This window comes from Stenotrophomonas sp. FW305-3-2-15-E-LB1, assembly GCF_058787375.1.
This window is the reverse complement of sequence record NZ_JBYSZR010000001.1, coordinates 199,735-218,730: the sequence shown is the minus strand read 5'-3', so window position 1 is coordinate 218,730 and position 18,996 is coordinate 199,735. Positions and strand designations below refer to the sequence as shown.

General features: G+C 68.1%; 17 protein-coding genes. 10 read left to right on the top strand and 7 right to left on the bottom strand.

Annotated elements, in window-relative coordinates; all coding sequences use genetic code 11:
- Positions 1–96 precede the first annotated feature (96 nt).
- Positions 97–1,374, bottom strand: a complete 1,278-nt coding sequence (locus tag AC3WL7_RS01155; RefSeq protein WP_492749048.1) for an NAD(P)/FAD-dependent oxidoreductase — start codon at positions 1,372–1,374, stop codon at positions 97–99.
- Between the two features lie 161 nt (positions 1,375–1,535).
- Between AC3WL7_RS01155 and AC3WL7_RS01150 the strand changes: the two genes are divergently transcribed.
- The 10 genes from AC3WL7_RS01150 to AC3WL7_RS01105 all read left to right on the top strand — a co-directional run bounded on the left by AC3WL7_RS01150 (position 1,536) and on the right by AC3WL7_RS01105 (position 13,870).
- Positions 1,536–2,297, top strand: a complete 762-nt coding sequence (locus tag AC3WL7_RS01150) for a gamma-glutamyl-gamma-aminobutyrate hydrolase family protein (protein ID WP_492749047.1) — start codon at positions 1,536–1,538, stop codon at positions 2,295–2,297.
- Positions 2,294–3,691: a glutamine synthetase family protein gene (locus AC3WL7_RS01145; protein WP_079221322.1), complete on the top strand. Its 1,398-nt coding sequence runs from the start codon at positions 2,294–2,296 to the stop codon at positions 3,689–3,691. Before AC3WL7_RS01150 ends, AC3WL7_RS01145 begins: the two co-directional genes overlap by 4 nt.
- A gap of 94 nt (positions 3,692–3,785) precedes the next feature.
- A complete protein-coding gene (locus tag AC3WL7_RS01140) occupies positions 3,786–4,895 on the top strand; it encodes a polyamine ABC transporter substrate-binding protein (RefSeq protein WP_108759639.1) in 1,110 nt (369 codons plus the stop codon).
- Positions 4,896–5,122: 227 nt separating this feature from the next.
- On the top strand, positions 5,123–6,292 hold the full coding sequence (locus tag AC3WL7_RS01135) for an HlyD family secretion protein (protein WP_492749046.1): 1,170 nt from the start codon (positions 5,123–5,125) through the stop codon (positions 6,290–6,292).
- On the top strand, positions 6,289–7,845 hold the full coding sequence (locus AC3WL7_RS01130; protein ID WP_079221325.1) for a DHA2 family efflux MFS transporter permease subunit: 1,557 nt from the start codon (positions 6,289–6,291) through the stop codon (positions 7,843–7,845). Before AC3WL7_RS01135 ends, AC3WL7_RS01130 begins: the two co-directional genes overlap by 4 nt.
- Entirely contained in the window at positions 7,845–9,386 is a 1,542-nt protein-coding gene (locus AC3WL7_RS01125) for an efflux transporter outer membrane subunit (protein WP_492749045.1), read from the top strand. Before AC3WL7_RS01130 ends, AC3WL7_RS01125 begins: the two co-directional genes overlap by 1 nt.
- Positions 9,387–9,515: 129 nt before the next feature.
- A complete protein-coding gene (locus AC3WL7_RS01120) occupies positions 9,516–10,652 on the top strand; it encodes an ABC transporter ATP-binding protein (RefSeq protein WP_079221327.1) in 1,137 nt (378 codons plus the stop codon).
- Positions 10,649–11,581: an ABC transporter permease subunit gene (locus AC3WL7_RS01115; protein WP_492749044.1), complete on the top strand. Its 933-nt coding sequence runs from the start codon at positions 10,649–10,651 to the stop codon at positions 11,579–11,581. The genes AC3WL7_RS01120 and AC3WL7_RS01115 overlap by 4 nt, the downstream gene beginning before the upstream one ends.
- Positions 11,578–12,420, top strand: coding sequence for an ABC transporter permease subunit (locus AC3WL7_RS01110; RefSeq protein WP_079221329.1), 843 nt, complete (start codon positions 11,578–11,580; stop codon positions 12,418–12,420). The genes AC3WL7_RS01115 and AC3WL7_RS01110 overlap by 4 nt, the downstream gene beginning before the upstream one ends.
- 85 nt (positions 12,421–12,505) lie before the next feature.
- Positions 12,506–13,870 carry an NAD-dependent succinate-semialdehyde dehydrogenase gene (locus tag AC3WL7_RS01105; protein ID WP_492749043.1) on the top strand — a complete coding sequence of 455 codons (1,365 nt, stop codon included), beginning with the start codon at positions 12,506–12,508 and terminating at the stop codon, positions 13,868–13,870.
- Positions 13,871–13,945: 75 nt separating this feature from the next.
- On the opposite strand, the gene AC3WL7_RS01100 is transcribed toward AC3WL7_RS01105, so the two are convergent.
- The 6 genes from AC3WL7_RS01100 to ybeY form a co-directional block, all read right to left on the bottom strand.
- The gene (locus AC3WL7_RS01100) at positions 13,946–14,968 is read right to left on the bottom strand and encodes a magnesium and cobalt transport protein CorA (RefSeq protein ID WP_492749042.1); all 1,023 of its coding nucleotides are present in this window, start codon (positions 14,966–14,968) and stop codon (positions 13,946–13,948) included.
- 6 nt (positions 14,969–14,974) lie between these two features.
- The gene (locus tag AC3WL7_RS01095) at positions 14,975–16,225 is read right to left on the bottom strand and encodes a lipoprotein N-acyltransferase Lnb domain-containing protein (protein WP_492749106.1); all 1,251 of its coding nucleotides are present in this window, start codon (positions 16,223–16,225) and stop codon (positions 14,975–14,977) included.
- 23 nt (positions 16,226–16,248) lie between these two features.
- Positions 16,249–17,130: a CorC family transporter gene (locus AC3WL7_RS01090; RefSeq protein ID WP_079221333.1), complete on the bottom strand. Its 882-nt coding sequence runs from the start codon at positions 17,128–17,130 to the stop codon at positions 16,249–16,251.
- A 64-nt stretch (positions 17,131–17,194) separates the two neighbouring features.
- Positions 17,195–17,749: a hypothetical protein gene (locus AC3WL7_RS01085; RefSeq protein ID WP_108759632.1), complete on the bottom strand. Its 555-nt coding sequence runs from the start codon at positions 17,747–17,749 to the stop codon at positions 17,195–17,197.
- A gap of 89 nt (positions 17,750–17,838) precedes the next feature.
- Positions 17,839–18,444: a hypothetical protein gene (locus AC3WL7_RS01080; RefSeq protein WP_492749041.1), complete on the bottom strand. Its 606-nt coding sequence runs from the start codon at positions 18,442–18,444 to the stop codon at positions 17,839–17,841.
- A 50-nt stretch (positions 18,445–18,494) separates the two neighbouring features.
- On the bottom strand, positions 18,495–18,980 hold the full coding sequence (gene ybeY / locus AC3WL7_RS01075; protein ID WP_079221336.1) for an rRNA maturation RNase YbeY: 486 nt from the start codon (positions 18,978–18,980) through the stop codon (positions 18,495–18,497).
- Positions 18,981–18,996 lie beyond the last annotated feature (16 nt).

The window sequence follows — 18,996 nt, the reverse complement described above, 5'->3', positions numbered from 1 at the left end:
TTACCTGAAGTACCCTTCAGCGGAAACGCGGTAGCCCTTTGATAATGAGGTCGTTCTGATTGGTGCGTGTGCCGGGATAATCCGGCCGCGGCCGTGTTACCACAGTGCGTCGCGCAGCTTGTACCAGGACATCGCCGCCACCAGCAGCGGCATGCGCAGCAGCCGGCCGCCCGGGAACGGTGCGTGCTGCAGGCGCTGGAACACATCCAGGCGTGCGCTCTGTCCGTCGATGGCGGCAGCAATCACTTCGCCCGCCAGGCCGGCGGCGGCCACGCCGTGCCCGGAGAAACCCTGGGCAAAATAAAGGTTGCCATCCAGCCGGCCCCAGTGCGGCGCACGGTTGCGGGTGATGTCCACATAGCCGCCCCAGACCTGCTCCAGGGCCACGTCGGCCAGCTGCGGGAAGACTTCGTGCATGCGCCGCTGCATCACCCCGCGCAGCCCCGGCGGCGGCAGCGCCGAATAGCTGGCACGGCCACCGAACAGCAGGCGGTGGTCATGGCTGAGGCGGAAGTAATCCAGGGCCCAGGCGGTGTCGGCCACCGCCATGTCGTTGCGGATCAGCTGCCACGCGCGCTCGGCGCCCAGCGGCGCGCTGGCGCCGATGTAGGTGCCGACCGGCATGACGCGGCACTCCAGTTCCGGCAGCAGCCCCTGCAGCAAGGCGTTGCCAGCCACCACCAGGTGCGCGGCACGTACGCTGCCCTGCGCGGTATGCAGGGTGGCCTGCGCGCCGCGCTGCACGCGGGTGACCGGTGAGTGTTCGTGGATGGCCACGCCGGCCGCGCGGGCGGCATCGGCCAGGCCGCGGGCGTAGGCCAGCGGATGCAGGTGCGCGCTGAGCGGGTCGAACATCGCGGCGCGGTAACGCGGGCTGTCCAGCTGGGCGTGCAGGACGTCGCGCTCCCACCATTGCATGGGGTAGTCGTAGTGGCGCTGCAGGTGTTCGCAGCCGGCGCGCAGGTCGCGTTCGTGGCGCGCGCGGATCGCCACGCTGGCATGGCCTTCCACCCAGTGGCAGTCGATGCCGTGCCGCGCGATGCGCTGGCGCATCGACTGCACTGCCTCGCGCGACCAGTCGAACAGGTGGCGGGCGTCGTCGCGGCCGATCTGGCGTTCCAGCTCATCCACCTCGCAGCCGTAGCCCACCAGCGCCTGGCCGCCGTTGCGTCCCGACGCTCCCCAACCGATGCGCTGCGCTTCCAGCAGCACCACGCGGTAGCCGCGCTGGGCCAGCTCCAGTGCGGCGGTCAGGCCGGTGTAACCGGCGCCGAGCACGGCCACGTCGGCCTGCACGTCTCCCCGCAACGGCGGCAGCGCGGCCGGCTCGGGCAGGCTGCTGGCGTACCAGCTCGGCGGGAAATCCGCGCTCACGGCAGGCCTCGCCGGCGCGCGATGCAGGGACAGGGCGGGGGAGGGCGATCACTGTTCACCCGCATAGTCTGGCCGATACGCGCGCGCTGGGGTGTGACGGCGACGACTTGCCGCCTGCGCGTGCCGACGGGTATTTTGGCTCCACGCCAAGGAGTTTCCCCATGCGCCGCCTGCCCTGGGTGGGCCTGCCCACCGACAGCACCGTGCTCGGCCATCACCGTTTCGCGGTGGCTGGGGAAAAGTACGTGCGCGCGCTGGTCGATGCGGCGGCGGTCACTCCGCTGGTGCTGCCCAGCCTGCAGCCGCCGCTGCCGGCTGACGACTGGCTGCAGGGGTTGGATGGCCTGCTGTTGACCGGGGCGGTCAGCAATATCGAACCGCAGCACTATGAAGGCGGCCGCAGCTGGCCGGGCAACCTGCACGACCCCGCGCGCGATGGCAACGCCTTTGCCCTGCTGCAGGCCGCGCTGGCGCGGGACCTGCCGGTGCTGGCGATCTGCCGCGGTTTCCAGGAATTGAACGTGGCACTTGGCGGCAGCCTGCATCCGCAGGTACATGCAGTACCCGGGCTGTCCGACCATCGTGAGGATCCGCAGGCGCCGGTCGAGGTGCAGTATGGCCCGGCGCACGCCGTCAGCCTGGCCCGGGGTGGCTGGCTCGCACAGTGGCAGGGCAGCGAGCGGGCACAGGTCAATTCCGTGCATGGGCAGGGCATCGCGCGGCTGGCCGATGGCCTGCAGGTGGAGGCGTGGGCCGATGATGGCCTCGTTGAAGCTGCACACAGCAGCGACCATTGCTTCGTGCTCGGCGTACAGTGGCACCCGGAGTGGCGTGTCATGCAGGCGCCGTTCTATCACGCTATTTTCCGTGCTTTCGGCCAAGCTTGCCGGCAGTACCAACAGAACCGACTGGATTCCCGATGAGTTCCCGACCTCGCCCGCGCAAGACGGCCACGCCCCCCGCACCGCAGGAAAGCAGCCTGCTGCGCTGGCTGAAGGAGCGGCGCATCACCGAGGTCGAATGCCTGGTACCGGACATCACCGGCAACGCGCGCGGCAAGATCATCCCCGCCGACAAGTTCTCGCACGACTACGGCACGCGCCTGCCCGAAGGCATCTTCGCCACCACGGTCACCGGCGAATTCCCCGACGATTACTACGACCTGACCTCGCCGTCGGACTCGGACATGATGCTGCGGCCCGACCCGGACACGGTGCGCATGGTGCCGTGGGCGGCCGATGCCACCGCGCAGGTCATCCATGACTGCTACACCAAGACCGGCGAGCCGCATGAGCTGGCCCCGCGCAACGTCCTGCGCCGCGTGCTGGCCGCGTACGCCGAACTGGGCCTGCGCCCGGTGGTGGCGCCGGAGCTGGAATTCTTCCTGGTACAGAAGAACACCGACCCGGATTTCCCGCTGCTGCCGCCGGCCGGTCGTTCCGGGCGCCCGGAGACGGCGCGGCAGTCGTACTCGATCGATGCGGTCAACGAGTTCGATCCCATCCTCGACCTGATGTACGACTACGCCGATGCGATGAAGCTGGACGTGGACACGCTGATCCACGAATCCGGCGCGGCGCAGCTGGAAGTGAACTTCACCCACGCCGATGCGATGGACCTGGCCGACCAGGTGTTCCTGTTCAAGCGCACCATGCGCGAGGCGGCGATGCGCCACGGCGTCTACGCCACCTTCCTGGCCAAGCCGATGGAGAACGAGCCGGGCAGCGCCATGCACATCCACCAGAGCCTGGTGCGGGTGAGCGACGGCAGCAACGTGTTCACCGGCGAGACCCATGGCGAGGGCGAGTTCAGCCCGGTGTTCGGCCATTACCTGGGTGGCCTGCAGAAGTACGTGCCGCAGGCGATGGCCTTCTTCGCGCCGAACGTCAATTCCTACCGGCGCCTGGTGTTCGGCGAGGTCTCGCCGAGCAACGTGCACTGGGGCTACGACAACCGCACCTGTGGCCTGCGCGTGCCGCTGGACACGCCAGAGAACATGCGGGTGGAAAGCCGCTTCGCCGGCTCCGATGCCAACCCCTACCTGGCGATGGCCGCGACCCTGGCCTGCGGGCTGCTGGGCATCCGCGAGCGGCTGGCCCCGGACGCCCCGGTGACCGGCAGCGCCAAGGAACTGGGCTACAACCTGCCGCGCTCGCTGGGCGAGGCACTGGACGGGCTGGAACAGTGCGCCGAACTGCAGGCCCTGCTGGGCGAACGCTTCTGCCGGGCCTATATCTCGGTCAAGCGCAAGGAATACGAGACCTTCTTCCGCGTCATCAGCTCCTGGGAGCGCGAGTTCCTGCTGTTGAACGTGTGAAGGGCTGCAATTGATGAATGAGCCGCCGGGGGGTAGGCTGGCACCCGTCGCCGGCCCCGCCGGCCTCCACCCATTCCGCATTCTGGAGCACCCGATGAAGCTGCGTATCCTCACGCTCGGCCTGGCCTCCGCCATGCTTGCCGCCTGTGGCGGTGGCAACGGTGGCGCGCAGGACAGCCAGGTCCTGAACGTCTACAACTACAGCGATTACATTGCCGAGGACACCATCCCGACCTTCGAGAAGGAGAGCGGGATCAAGGTGACCTACGATGTGTTCGACAGCGACGAGATGGTCGAGACCAAGCTGCTGGCCGGCAACAGCGGCTACGACGTGGTGGTGCCGACGCTGAACTTCTTCGGCCGCCAGATCCAGGCCGGCGTGTTCCTGCCGCTGGACAAGAGCAAGATCCCGAACCTGGCCAACCTGGACCCGTCGGTGATGAAGCGCATCGCCACCCAGGATCCGGACAACAAGTACGGCGTGCCGTACATGATCGGCACCACCGGCATCGGCTACAACGTGGACATGCTGAAGGAGCGTTTCGGCGGCAGCGCCGACATCGCCAACAGCTGGGACCTGATCTTCAAGCCGGAAAACATCAGCAAGATGAAGGACTGCGGCGTGACCATCCTGGACACGCCGGCCGACATGATCCCGATCGCCCTGCATTACCTGGGCCTGGACCCGCACAGCGGCGACCCGGCCGAGCTGCAGAAGGCCGCCGACCTGCTGAAGTCGATCCGTCCGTACGTGCAGAACTTCCACTCCTCGCAGTACGTGGGTTCGCTGGCCAACGGCGGTACCTGCCTGGTGGTGGGCTGGTCGGGTGACATCATCCAGGCCCGCGACCGCGCCGAGGAAGCCAGCAACGGCGTGCACGTGGCCTACTCGATCCCGAAGGAAGGCGCACCGCAGTGGTTCGACATGCTGGCGATCCCGAAGGACGCCAAGCACCCGGAAGCGGCCTACAAGTTCATCAACTACCTGCTGGAACCGAAGGTCGCCGCGGCCAACACCAATTTCATCCACTACGCCAACCCGGTGCCGACCGCGACCCCGCTGGTGGACGAAGCCATCCGCACCGACCCGACCATCTACCCGCCGGCCGACGTCGCCGAGAAGATGTTCACCTATTCGATCAACACCCCGGAAACCGACAAGCTCTACACCCGCCTGTGGACCGAAGTGAAGACCGGCAAGTAGGTGCCGACCGTTGGTCGGCACGCTTTCTGGTAGGGCCGACCAACGGTCGGCCTCCACCAAGCAGAAAAACGGAGGCCAACGGCCTCCGTTTTTTTTTGGCCTTTGCCTCTGCTCTGCACCCTGCCAACCGGGAACTAATCGCCGGCGAGCGACAAACGCTTTCACCTCACCTCCGCACCCCTTCCCCTACCGTCCCGTATGGCACCGACCACCGCCACGACGAGACAATGACCGACCACCCCCAGCGCACCGACGCCCCCACCGACGAAGACGCCTCCACCCAAGAGGACAAGCCTTCGCCGCTGAAGAACCCCAAGGTCCGCTGGACCCTGGCCCTCATCGGCATCGTCGTGGTCATCGCGCTGGTCGCCTGGCTCGTCTACCACCTGCTGGTCGGCCGCTACCTGCAGGACACCAACAACGCCTACCTGCAGGCCGACGCCGTCGCCGTCGCACCGCGCATCAACGGCTACGTCACCGAAGTGCTGGTGCAGGACAACCAGTGGGTCAAGGCCGGCGAACCGCTGCTGCGCATCGATCCGCGCACTTACCGCGCCACCCTTGACCAGGCCGAGGCGGTGATCGCCGTGCGCGAAGCCGATATCGCCGCCGCCGCCGCCGGCGTGCAGGGCCAGCAGTCCAGCCTGCTGCAGGCACGCACCCAGCTCACCGCTGCCACGGCCTCGCTGCGTTTCGGCAAGGCCGAGCTGGCCCGTTTCACCCCGCTGGCCGCCAGTGGCGCCGATACCCACGAGCACGTGGAAAGCCTGCGCCACGACGTCGAACGCGCACAGGCCCAGTTCGACGCGGCCAAGGCACAGATCCAGGGCGCGCAGAGCCAGATCGAGGCCAGCCAGGCGCAGCTGGAACAGGCCCAGGCCGGGCTGAAGCAGGCGCAGGCTGATGCCGCGCAGGCACGGGTCGCCTTCGAGGACACCGAGCTGCGCGCGCGCATCGACGGGCGCGTCGGCAACAAGACCGTGCAGGTGGGCCAGTTCGTTGCTGCCGGCACCCGCACCATGACCATCGTGCCGGTCGAATCGCTGTACCTCACCGCCAATTTCAAGGAAACCCAGGTGGGGTTGATGCGCACCGGACAGCCCGCCGAGATCAAGGTCGATGCGCTGCCGGGCACCACCCTGCACGGCACGGTGGAAAGCATCTCGCCGGGTACCGGCTCGCAGTTCGCGCTGCTGCCGCCGCAGAACGCCACCGGCAACTTCACCAAGGTCGTGCAGCGCGTGCCGGTACGCATCCGTGTCGATGCCGGAGCCGAGGCGCGCAAGGTGCTGGTGCCGGGCATGTCGGTGGACGTGACGGTCGATACGCGCAATGCCAAGGACGCGCGCGAGCGCACCCGCGACGAGGCCGAGGCCACGGCCGCACCGGCGCGATGAACGCCACCACCGCTCCCGCAGCACCCGCCGCCGGAGGCAAGGCCGATGCCGGTGCGTGGCTGGCCGTGGCGGCCGGCACCATCGGCTCGTTCATGGCCACGCTGGACATCTCCATCGTCAACGCGGCGCTGCCCACCATCCAGGGCGAAGTCGGCGCCAGCGGCACCGAGGGCACCTGGATCTCCACCGCCTTCCTGGTCTCGGAAATCGTGATGATTCCGCTGACCGGCTGGTTCGTGCGCACGCTGGGCCTGCGCACCTTCCTGCTGATCTGCGCCACGCTGTTCACCGCGTTTTCGGTGATGTGCGGCCTGGCCGATTCGCTGCCGATGATGATCGCTGGCCGGGTAGGGCAGGGCTTTGCCGGCGGTGCGCTGATCCCCACGGCGTTGACCATCGTCGGCACGCGGCTGCCACCGAAGCAGCAGCCGCTGGGCACCGCGCTGTTCGGCATGACCGTCATCCTCGGCCCGGTGATCGGCCCGCTGCTGGGCGGCTGGCTGACCGAGAACGTCAGCTGGCACTACGCGTTTTTCATCAACGTGCCGATCTGCGCCGGCCTGGTCGCGCTGCTGCTGCTCGGCCTGCCGCATGAGAAATCGAACTGGGGCGGGCTGCTGCGCGCCGACTGGCTGGGCATCCTCGGCATGACCGCCGGGCTGTCCGCGCTGACCGTGGTGCTGGAAGACGGCCAGCGCGAGCGCTGGTTCGAATCGACCATGATCGTGGTGCTCAGCCTCGTCTCGCTGCTGGGGTTTGCCCTGCTGGCGCTTTCCCAGTTCACCAGCAAGGCGCCGGTCATCCGCCTCAACATCCTGTTCCAGCGCAGTTTTGGCGCGGTGTTCGTGATGGTGATGGCGGTGGGCATGATCCTGTTCGGGGTCATGTACATGATCCCGCAGTTCCTGGCGATCATCGCCGGCTACAACACCGAGCAGGCCGGCTACGTGCTGCTGCTGGCAGGCCTGCCAACGATCCTGCTGATGCCGTTGATGCCGAAGATGCTGGAAACCGTGGATGTGCGCATCATGGTGTTTGGCGGCATGCTGTGCTTTGCCGCCGCCTGCTTCGTCAACCTGGGGCTGACGCCGGACAGCATCGGCCCGCACTTCGTCATCGGCCAGCTGCTGCAGGGCTGCGGCCTGGCGCTGGCGATGATGGCCCTGAACCAGGCGGCCATCACCTCGGTGCCGCGCGAATACACCAGCGATGCCTCGGGCCTGTTCAACGCCGCGCGCAACCTCGGCGGCTCGATCGGGCTAGCCATCATTTCCACCTTCCAGGAACGCCGCGCCACCCTGCACATCGATGCGATCGGCAGCAGCGTCACCGCCAACTCGACCATCGCCCAGGATGCGCTGCACGCCTATGGCCAGCAGCTGGGCGACGCGACGCAGGCAATGGCGGTGCTGGCGCAGACCGTGCAGCTGCAGGCGATGGTGATGGCCTACAACGACCTGTTCTGGATCTTCGGCCTGATCGTGGTGGCGACCCTGCCCCTGGTCTTCCTGCTCAAGCCCCTGCCCAAGGGCGTTCCATTGGCGATGCACTGATGACTTCGACGACGCTCACCGCTTCCCTTCGCCTGCACCGGCTGTGGCCGGCCACGCTGCCGCTGCTGCTGGCCGGTTGCATGCTCGGGCCGGATTACGTGAAGCCGGACGTGGCTACCGGCGCCACCGCGCAGGCCCGGCTGCCGCGAGCGGCGCAGGCCGGCGTGCAGCCAGCCACGCCGCCCAGCCAGTGGTGGCGCGCACTGAACGATCCGCTGCTGGACCAGCTGGTGGACGAGGCGCTGCGCAACAGTCCCAACCTGCGCGCGGCGCAGGCCAAGCTGCTGGCCTCGCGCGCGCTGCAGCGCCAGCGCCGCGCCGAGCAGCTGCCCAGCGTGGGCGCGGCTGCGGGCTATGCCAACGTCAAGGCGCCTGATTCCCTGGAAAACAGCGTGCGTGGCCTCGGCGAGAACATCGCGGGCGTGGCCGAGGCCAACGGTCGCCCGCAGGAGGCGGCGCAGCTGCGCCAGCAGTTTGCCGATATCGATCTGGATACCGAGCTGTACGTGGCCGGCTTCGATGCCAGCTGGGAACTGGATCTGTTCGGCCGCCGTCGTCGCGCGGCGGAACAGGCCGCCGCCGAAGCCGAGGCCAATGCGGCGGCGCTGGCCGATGCGCAGGTGCAGTTGGCGGCCGAGCTGGCGCAGGTCTACCTGGGCTACCGCAGCAGCCGCGAGCGCATCGCGCTGGCCGAGGACAACCTGCGCGCGGCCGATGACAGCCTGCAGCTGACCCGCCAGCGCCGCCAGCGCGGGGCCGATTCGGACCTGCAGGTCGAGCGCGCGCAGGCCCAGCTGCAACAGCAGCAGGCCGCGCTGCCACCGCTGCAGGCGCAGGCGGATGAGGCCCGCGATGTGCTGGCCCTGATGGTCGGCCGCGAGCCGGGCGCGCTGGATGCGCGGCTGGCCGCGGACCAGGCGCTGCCGGCGTTGCCGGCCAGCGTGCCGGTGGATGATGCCGGTGCGCTGATCCAGCGACGCCCGGATGTACGCAAGGCCGAGCGCGAGCTGGCGGCCTCCTCGGCGCAGATCGGCCAGGCGATTTCAGCCTACTTCCCGCAGGTGACCCTGCTGGGCACCATCGGTGCCGGGGCCACATCGGTATCCGATCTGGGGCCGGATTCGGCGGCCACCATCGTCGCCCCCTTCCTGCGCTGGTCGTTGTTCGATTTCGGGGTGAACAAGGCGCGCGTGGCCCAGGCCCGGGCCGGCAACGAGGCGCGGCTGGCGGCCTACGAAGGCACGGTGCTGGCCGCGCTGCAGGACGCCAACACCGCCTTGGCACGCTTCGGTGCCGCCCGTCAGCAGCTGCAGGCCAGCGTCCGTGCCGAAGCCTCGGCGGACCGCTCGCTGGCGCTGATGAACCAGCGCCGGCAGGCGGGCGCCACCTCGCAGATCGACCTGCTGGACGTGCAGCGCCAGCGCCTGCAGGCGCAGGATGCCGCCGCCCAGGCGCGCCTGCAGCTGCTGGTGCGCTACGTGGGCCTGCAGAAGAGCCTGGGCCTGGGCTGGCAGGACGCCCCGCCGATGGCCGCGCGGTGATGCGTTCCGCCGGGCCACGCCCCCGCGGGCCCTCCGGCCCGGTAGGTGCCGACCGTTGGTCGGCACGCATTTGCGCCCCCCGGCCGGTAGAATGGCCGCCGCTGTCCACCGCCCGCTCCCGGAGCCCCCATGCCCGTTGAAGCCCAGCCGGAAGCCGCCGTCGTCGATGCGAACGGTGCGCCCGGCTATCTTTCCATTCGTGACCTGCGCAAGGAATTCGACGGTTTCGTCGCCGTCGACGACGTCAACCTGGACGTGCGCAAGGGCGAGATCTTTGCCCTGCTCGGTGGCTCGGGCAGCGGCAAATCGACCCTGCTGCGCTGCCTGGGCGGCTTCGAGACGCCCACCAAGGGCAGCATCACCCTCGATGGCCAGCGCCTGGATGCACTGCCGCCGTACCAGCGGCCGGTCAACATGATGTTCCAGTCCTACGCCCTGTTCCCGCACATGACGGTCGAGCAGAACATCGCCTTCGGCCTGAAGCAGGATGGCCTGGCCAAGGATGCGATCAGCCGTCGCGTGGGCGAGATGCTGGACCTGGTGCAGATGGCGCACCTGGGCAAGCGCAAGCCGCACCAGCTGTCCGGCGGCCAGCAGCAGCGCGTGGCGCTGGCACGGTCGCTGGCCAAGGGGCCGAAGCTGCTGCTGCTGGACGAACCGATGGGCGCGCTGGACAAGAAGCTGCGCTCGCAGATGCAGCTGGAACTGGTCAGCATCATCGAATCCTCCGGCGTGACCTGCGTGATGGTCACCCACGACCAGGAAGAGGCCATGACCATGGCCACCCGCATCGCGGTGATGGATGCCGGCTGGATCCAGCAGGTCGGCAAGCCCGATGAGGTCTACGAGCAGCCCGCCAACCGTTTCGTTGCCGGCTTCATCGGCTCGGTCAACCTGTTTGAAGGGGTCATCGACGAGGACCTGCCCGAGTACGTGACCGTGCGCTCGCCGCTGTTCCCGGCCCCGGTCTACATCGCCCACGGCATCACCTGCTACGAAGGGCAGCCGGTCGCGTTCGCGCTGCGCCCGGAAAAGGTGATGATCGGCAAGGACGAGCCGGACGCGCCGACCAACAAGGCGCAGGGCGTGATCGAGGACATCGCCTATTTCGGCAGCCATTCGGTCTACCACGTGCGCCTGCCCAGTGGTGCCAAGGTGCTGGCCAACTTCGCCAACTCGCAGCGCTGGGCCAGCGATGGCCTGACCTGGGGCGACCAGGTGTGGGTGCACTGGCGTGACAACGACGGCGTGGTGCTGACCTCATGAGCGCGGCGGGCCTGAAGCGCTGGCTGCCGGGCACGCGTGCCACGGTCATCGGCATTCCCTACCTGTGGCTGCTGCTGTTCTTCGCGGTGCCGTTCCTGATCGTGCTGATGATCAGCTTCTCGCACAGCCGGGTCGGCTCGCCGCCGTACACCTGGCTGCTGCAGTACGTCGATGGCGCGTTCTCGCTGAAGCTCAACCTCGAGAACTACCTGGCGCTGTTCCGCGACTCGATCTACGCCCAGGCGTTCCTCAGCTCGATCAAGATCGCGGCCATCTCCACCTTCCTCACCCTGCTCATCGGCTACCCGATGGCCTATGCCATCGCCCGCCTGTCGCCAGCCGCACGCAACGTGGCGATGATGCTGGTGGTGCTGCCGTCGTGGACCTCGTTCCTGATCCGCGTGTATGCGTGGAAGGCGATCCTGGACCGCAACGGCCTGCTCGACCAGTTCCTGCAGTTCACCAGCCTGCAATCGCTGATGACCCGCATGGGCCTGCCCAAGCTGCAGCTGATCGACACCCCGACCGCGGCCTACATCGGCATCGTCTACTGCTATCTGCCCTTCATGGTGCTGCCGCTGTACGCCAACCTGGTCAAGCATGACAACCGCCTGCTGGAAGCGGCCTACGATCTCGGCGCCAAGCCCTGGCAGGCCTTCCTGCGCATCACCCTGCCGTTGTCCAAGGCCGGCATCATCGCCGGCTGCATGCTGGTGATGATCCCGGCGGTGGGTGAATTCGTGATCCCGGAAATGCTCGGTGGCTCGGAGACGCTGATGGTCGGCCGCCAGCTGTGGAACGAGTTCTTCAACAACCGCAACTGGCCGGGCGCTTCGGCCATGGCGGTGGCGATGATCCTGCTGCTGCTGGTGCCCATCCTCTGGTTCAACCGGTCCCAGCAGCGCCTGCTGGAAGGGAAGCAGGCATGAGCCCGCGCAGCGCAAAGGGCCTGGGCCTGGGCGTGCTGGTGCTCGGCTTCGCCTTCCTGTACCTGCCGATCCTGCTGTTGATGTTCTATTCGTTCAACAGCTCGCGGCTGGCGATGGTCTGGGCCGGGTTTTCCACCCGCGCCTACAGCGACCTGTTCGCCGACCGCGCGCTGATGGATGCGATGTGGACCAGCCTGGTCGTGGCGTTCTGGACCGCCTGCACCGCCACGGTGCTGGGTACGCTGGCGGCGATGGTGATGACCCGCTTCCGCCGCTTCCGTGGCAAGCAGGTGTTTGGTGCGCTGGTCACCGCGCCACTGGTCATGCCCGATGTCATCCTGGGCTTCTCGCTGATGGCCCTGCTGGCCTCGATGGGCGCCATTCCCGGCTTCCCCGCGCGCGGCCTGGCCACCATCTGGATCGCCCACGTCACCTTCACCCTGTGCTTCGTCACCGTGGTGGTGTCCTCGCGCCTGCAGGAAATGGATCTCTCGCTGGAAGAAGCGGCGATGGATCTCGGCGCCAGCCGGCTGACGGTGTTCGGCCGCATCACCCTGCCGATCATCGCCCCGGCGCTGGTAGCCGGCTGGCTGCTGGCCTTCACCCTGTCGCTGGATGATGTGGTGGTCGCCAGTTTCGTTGCCACTCCCGGCTCGACCACGTTGCCGATGAAGGTGTTCGCCTCGGTGCGCATGGGCATCAGCCCGAAGATCAACGCGCTGGCAACCCTGCTGGTGTCGGCGGTGTCGGTGGCCGCAGTGATCGGCTGGTACATCAACGCGCGTGCCGAAAAGCGCCGCCAGCGCGACCTGCAGCTGGCCCGCCAGGACAACGGCTGAGGCCCGCACGCCGCCGCCATGCGGCGGCAACACCCGGCTCACGGGATCGGGCGCACACTGGGGATCTGCCTGATGGAGATCCCCCATGACCGTCGAAATCGTCAACCCGGCCACCGGCCTGGTCACCTACCGCCATGAACTGCTCGGCGCGGCCGACATCGAGCAGCGCCTGCAGGCCGCCGCCGACGCGTTCCCGGTGTGGGCCGAGCGTTCCCTGCAGGATCGCGGTGCCATCCTCAAGAGCATCGCCGCCCAGCTGCGCGCACGCCGCGATGACCTGCAGCAGGCCATGACCGGCGAGATGGGCAAACTCAAGGCCGAGGCGCTGGCCGAGGTCGAAAAATGCGCGGCCGCCTGCGAGTTCTACGCCGACCACGCCGCCGATTACCTGAAGCCGCAGATCATCGACACCGAGGCGCAGCGCAGCTATGTGCGCTATGAGCCGATCGGCTGCGTGTTCGCGGTGATGCCTTGGAATTTCCCGATCTGGCAGGTGTTCCGTTTCCTCGCGCCGGCGTTCATGGCCGGCAACGTCGCCCTGCTCAAGCACGCCAGCAACGTGCCGCAGTGCGCCGACCTGATCCTGGCAGTGTGCCGTGACGGCGGCCTGCCGGCAGGTGTGTTCGATGTGCTGCATATCAACAACGACCAGGCGGCCGATGTGCTGCGCGATGCGCGGGTGAAGGCGGTGACCCTGACCGGCAGCGAGCGGGCAGGGCGTTCGATTGCCTCCAACGCCGGCAGCCAGCTGAAGAAATCGGTGATGGAGCTGGGCGGCAGCGATGCCTTCGTCGTGCTCGACGACGCCGACCTGGACAAGACCGTCGCCGCCGCAGTGAAATCGCGCTTCGACAACAGCGGACAGACCTGCATCGCGGCCAAGCGCTTCATCGTGGTCGATGCGGTGGCCGATGCCTTCACCGACCGCTTCGTCGAGGCCGCCGGCCAGCGCCAGTACGGTGATCCGAACGAGCGCGGCACCACGCTGGCGCCGATGGCCCGTGCCGACCTGCGCGATGAACTGCACAAGCAGGTACAGGCCAGCGTGGCCAAGGGCGCGCGCGTGCGGGTGGGCGGCGAACCGATTGCCGGCACCCACGCGGGCTACCCGGCCACGGTGCTCGACCAGGTCGGGCCGGGCATGCCGGCCTACGACGAGGAACTGTTCGGGCCGGTGGCTGCGGTGATCCGGGTCAAGGACGAAGCCGAGGCCCTGCGCGTGGCCAACGACACCCGCTTCGGCCTGGGCGGCAGCGTGTGGACCGCCGACGTGGTGCGCGGCGAGCGATTCGCCCAGCGCATGGAATGCGGCGCGGCGTTCATCAACGCCATCGTCAAGAGTGATGCGCGCCTGCCGTTCGGCGGCAGCAAGGAGTCGGGCTTCGGCCGCGAACTGGCCGACCACGGCATCCATGAGTTCATGAACATCAAGACCGTCTACGTGGCCTGATCCCGAACAGTGGTGCCGGCCGCTGGCCGGCATTGCCCACCGGTCCGGTAGGTATCGACCGTTGGTCGATACGCCCTACAGCCATCTGGCACGCTTGAACAACCGGTACAGGCCCACGCACACCACGGCCACGCCGACGATCATCAACGGGTAGGACCACGGCTGGTTGAGCTCGGGCATGTGGCTGAAATTCATGCCGTACCAGCTGGTGATCAGCGTCGGCGCGGCCAGCAGTGCCGCCCACGCACCCAGGCGCTTCACCGTCTCGCCCTGTGCCAGCGTCACCAGCGACAGGTTCACGCTCAGGGCCGTGCCCAGCATCTCGCGCAGCGTGTCGATCACATCGCTGATGCGCGCGGCGTGGTCGTGCACGTCACGCACGTACAGCTTCACTTCGTCGGGAATCAGCTCGCCCTGGTAGCGGCGCAGCTGCGCCAGCACGTCCTGCAGCGGCGCCACCGCCATGCGCATCTTGTTCAGTTCGCGCTTGAGTTCGTACAGGCGCGTCACCGTGCTGCGCTTGTAGGTCTCGGCGAAGATGTCCTTCTCCAGCAGGTCCAGCGTGTCGCGGAAGCGGGTGGTGATCGGCAGGTAGTTGTCCACCACGAAATCGGCCACCGCGTACAGGCAGTAGGACGCGCCCATCTTCAGCAGCTGCGGTTCGCGTTCCACCCGCGCGCGCACCGGTGCATACGACAGCGATGCACCGTGGCGTACCGTCACCAGGAAGCGTGGGCCGAGGAAGGCGTGGGTTTCGCCATACTGGATGCGCTCGTCGACCATCTGCGCGGTGGTCATCACCACGAACAGCGAGTTGCCGTAGGCCTCGGCCTTGGGCCGCTGGTGCGCGTTGCGCGCGTCTTCGATGGCCAGGTCATGCAGGCAGAATTCTTCCTGCAGTTTCAGCAGCACGTCGTCGTTGGGGTCGAACAGGCCGACCCAGACGAAACCGTTGCCACCGGCGATCACGTCGCTGATGGCATCCAGGCTGATGTCGTGGCGCTTGCCCTGGTCATCGTAGTGGACGCAGTTGATGACGCAGGCGGGGTTGTTCGATGCGGGGGCGGAAGCGGAGGCGGGCAATGACATGCCCGCCATCCTGCGTCAGCGGGGTGTTTCGGACAAGTGAGGACGACGCGCCAGCACCCAGGCCAGTGCCACGTGCACCGGCAGCAGCAGCACGATCCACTGCGCGTTGTACTGCGCCTGCAGGCTCAGCCAGTGCAGCACGAGGGCGGCCACCGACTGCGCGGCCAGCAGCCACAGGACGATGCTGAACATGTGCCCGGGCATGCGCCGGCGCAGCAGGGCGATGGCGCCCGGCAGCAGCAGCACCGCCAGCGGCGAGAGCAGCAGCAGGTTGCGGTTGGCCCAGGCGGCGTAGTGGATGCTGAAGCCCCACAGGAACACCAGCACACCGCCGAACAGCGCGCACAGCAGCCAGAACGGCAGCGCCAGCCCGGCCAGCAGGCGTGGGCGGCTGCGCAGGGCCAGCACGCCGGCGGCGATCACCAGGCCGCACAGCAGCCACGGCCACCAGCGACGGGCGAACTCCTTCGGTTCGGCCGCGATGCGGTGCGGCAGCAGTTCCTGCTCGCTCTGCACCAGTGGCCGGCCATCGCTGTTGCGCACCTGGCGCAGCGCATCGGCCAGACGCATCGGCACGAAGGCCTCCTGCCAGCGCGACAGCGGCTGGTCGGCGAAGGGCCCGAGGCCGACGTCGAAGCCCAGCCACATCCACGGTGCCGGCGAGGCCAGGCGCACCGATTCGCTGCGGTAGGTGTTGCCGCGCGAACGCCCGGACAGCTGCGCATGCAGGCCGCCATCCAGTGCTTCGTTCAAGGTGTCGCGCACCATGGTGGCGCAGTTGGCGGTGTAGTAGTCGTAGTGGTAGCGCGCGTTCTCAGGTTTGGCCCGTTCGGCCAGGCCGGCGGCCAGGGCACGCGCCTGGTCCGGGCGCAGGTCCAGCCACTGCACGCTGGCGCCGCGGCCGGTCTCGTCGTAGTACGACAGGTCCTGCTGCAGCGGCAGCGCCACCAGGTAATACATCATGTCGCCGCGTGCGAAGCGGCTGATGAAGTCATCCTCGGACGGATCGAAATAACCGAAGTTGTACGAGATCGCCTCGCCGCTGACCGGGTCGAGGACCACGATGGCGTCGTGGCCGAAGCGCTCGAAGAACACCGTGCCCGGCTGCATGGTCACCACGCCGATGCGCGGCGCCGGTGCCTCCTGCGGGCTGGCGACGCCGGCCGCCGGGGCGGCCGAAGCCGCCTGTGCGAAGGCGGCCTGCGGCAGGGCCGTGGCCAGCACGCACAGTGCCAGCCACAGGGTCAGGCGCGCGGTCAGGCGCAGTGGCGAGAACGGGCCCCGGCGCTTCAAGCGTCGTCCTGCTCGTCCGGCGGCAGCACCGTCACATGGAAGGCCTGCACCCGGCGCGCATCGGCACGCGCCACGCGGAACATGAAGCGGTCCAGCGCCAGTTCGTCGCCCACCTCCGGCAGGTGGCCGATCGCTTCGGTCACCAGGCCGCCGATGGTGTCGTAGTCCTCGTCGGAGAACGTGGCACCGAAACGCTCGTTGAAATCACCGATCGCGGTCAGTGCATCGACCACGTAGCGGCCGTCGGCCTGGATGGCGATCTGCGCCGACTGGTCCTCGGCCTCGTCATGCTCGTCGTCGATCTCGCCGACGATCTGTTCCAGCACGTCCTCGATGGTGACCAGGCCGGCGACACCGCCGTACTCGTCCACCACCATGGCCATGTGGTTGCGCGACAGGCGGAACTCCTTCAGCAGCACGTTGAGCTTCTTCGCCTCGGGGATCAGCACCGCCGGGCGCAGCAGCTCGCGCACGTTGGCCGGCCCGTTGTCGGCTACCACGCCGCGCAGCAGGTCCTTGGCCAGCAGGATGCCAAGGATGTCGTCCTTGTTCTCGCCGTGCACCGGGAAGCGTGAGTGGCCCGATTCGACGACCTGTTTCATCAGGTCCAGGAACGGCGCCTCGACCGGCAGAGAGACCATCTGCGAGCGCGAGATCATCACGTCGCCCACGGTCAGCTCGGCCACCGAAATGGCGCCTTCCATCATCTTCAGGGTATCGGCGGCGATCAGACCCTCCTCCTGCGCGGTGTGCAGGACAGCGACCAGCTCGTCGCGGGTATGGGGTTCGCCGGAGAAGGCGGAGGTCAGGCGTTCAAGCCAGCCGCGCTTCTTTTCATGGGGCTCCAGGGAGGAGCTACTACTGTCGTCTTCTGACATCTCTGGAAAAAGGGCACCCGGCAAGCCGGGCGTTGCCCCAAGTCTAGCAGGATGTTGGGGCCTTTCAGTGACCGCCGCCGGCGGCGGCCGGAACCTCGTCCTCGGCCGGCAGATCCAGGCTGTAGGTGCAGCCGGCCAGGGTCTTGCCGGGGTGGCTGGCCACCGTCGACACGCTGAGGATGATCGATTCGATCTGGGCCTCGCCGGTCCTGGGGTTGGTCACGTCGCGGCTGACCACCTCGCGGCCGGCCATGAACTTGCCGTCCTGGTCGTAGCCGGTTTCCAGTTCCAGGCGCTTGGCCAGCGGGTGCGGGTCGGCCTGGTCGAGCACGGCCATCACGCTGGCGCCGGCCAGGGCCACCCGTTCGGTCTGCTGGCCGAACACGGTGATGGGGTTGGCCAGGCGGAATTCGCTCATGAACTGGTTGCCCTGCGGCAGCGGCTGCAGGCCCTGGGCCACGGCCTTCAGCGGGTCGGCCAGCAGCGGCGCCAGCGCGGCATGCTCGGCCACGCCCTGGCGGCATTCGATCAGGGCCGGCAGGTCCAGCGGGGCGGCCGATGCGGTGGAGGCGAAAGAGGCAAGCAGCAGGGGCAGGGCAGTACGCAGCAGCACAGGCATGGGATCCGCGATGAAGGGTGCCCGGACATGGTAGCGGCGGTGGGGCGCGCCCGCGACCGGACAGGCCGGGGCGCACCCGGGGGGCATGCTCAGCCCTGCGAGGTGCGGCCCAACAGGGACCGCATGCGCCCCAGCGAACGGCGGGCCACGGCGCGCAGCGCCATCACCGGCAGGGCCAGCATCGCCGAGAACAGTGCCACGTGCACCAATTGCAGCACCGCACCCAATGCAAGCTGCAGGGGGCCCGATTCCAGCAGCCAGTCCGGCACATCAGCGACCGAGCGGGGGATGACGCTCATGTATACCGCGGCCAGTACGAACAGCGCCCACAGCTGCGCACGGCTTGCATGGAAAAACGGCAGGCTGCTGCTGTCGCGGCCCAGCCGCTTCTGCAGGACCACGCGCCAGCATACCGGCGCGGAGAACGCGCCGATCAGGATCAGCACCATCGACGTCATCCACAGCGTGCCGTTGCTGCTCACCGGCCCAGGGCCCTCCAGCAGGTGCGGGCCGACCACGCCTACCGCCAGGGCGGCCAGCAGGCTGGACGGCGACAGCACGGCCAGCGTGCGCAGCAGCCAATGCCGGCCATCAGGGTGGCGGGCGCTGAGGCGGTGCAGCAGGTTGGCGGCCACGACCAGCAGCAGGGCAAAGATTGCCGTTTTGGCCAGCATCGGCCCCATGTCACCCATCATCGTCCGTGTCTCCGGGGAGGTTGCAGCTGCAGGATAGCGCCGTACGCGGCTCAGCGCTCGCCGGCGTAGGGGTCTTCGATACCGAGCTCGGCCAGGATCTCGCGCTCGAGCTGTTCCATCGCCTCGGCTTCCTTGTCGTCCTCGTGGTCCCAGCCCAGCAGGTGCAGCACGCCGTGCACGGTCAGGTGCGCGTAGTGGGCGTTCAGGGCCTTGCCCTGCTCGTCGGCCTCGCGGGCGACCACCGGCGCGCAGATCACCAGGTCACCCAGCAGCGGGAACTTCACGCCCTTGGGCAGGCCTTCGGGCACATCGGCCGGGAAGCTGAGCACGTTGGTGGCGTAATCCTTGCCACGGTAATGCCGGTTCAGCGACTGGCCTTCCTTGGCATCGACCACACGGATGGCCAGGTCGGCCTCGCGGATACGGCCCTTCAGGGCCGCGGCCACCCATTTGCGGAAGCTCACCGCCGCCGGCAGCCCGGCGCGGGGCAGGGCATAGCTGATGGCGACATCGAGGCGGACGGGGCCCTTGGTCATGACAATTCCGGCATTC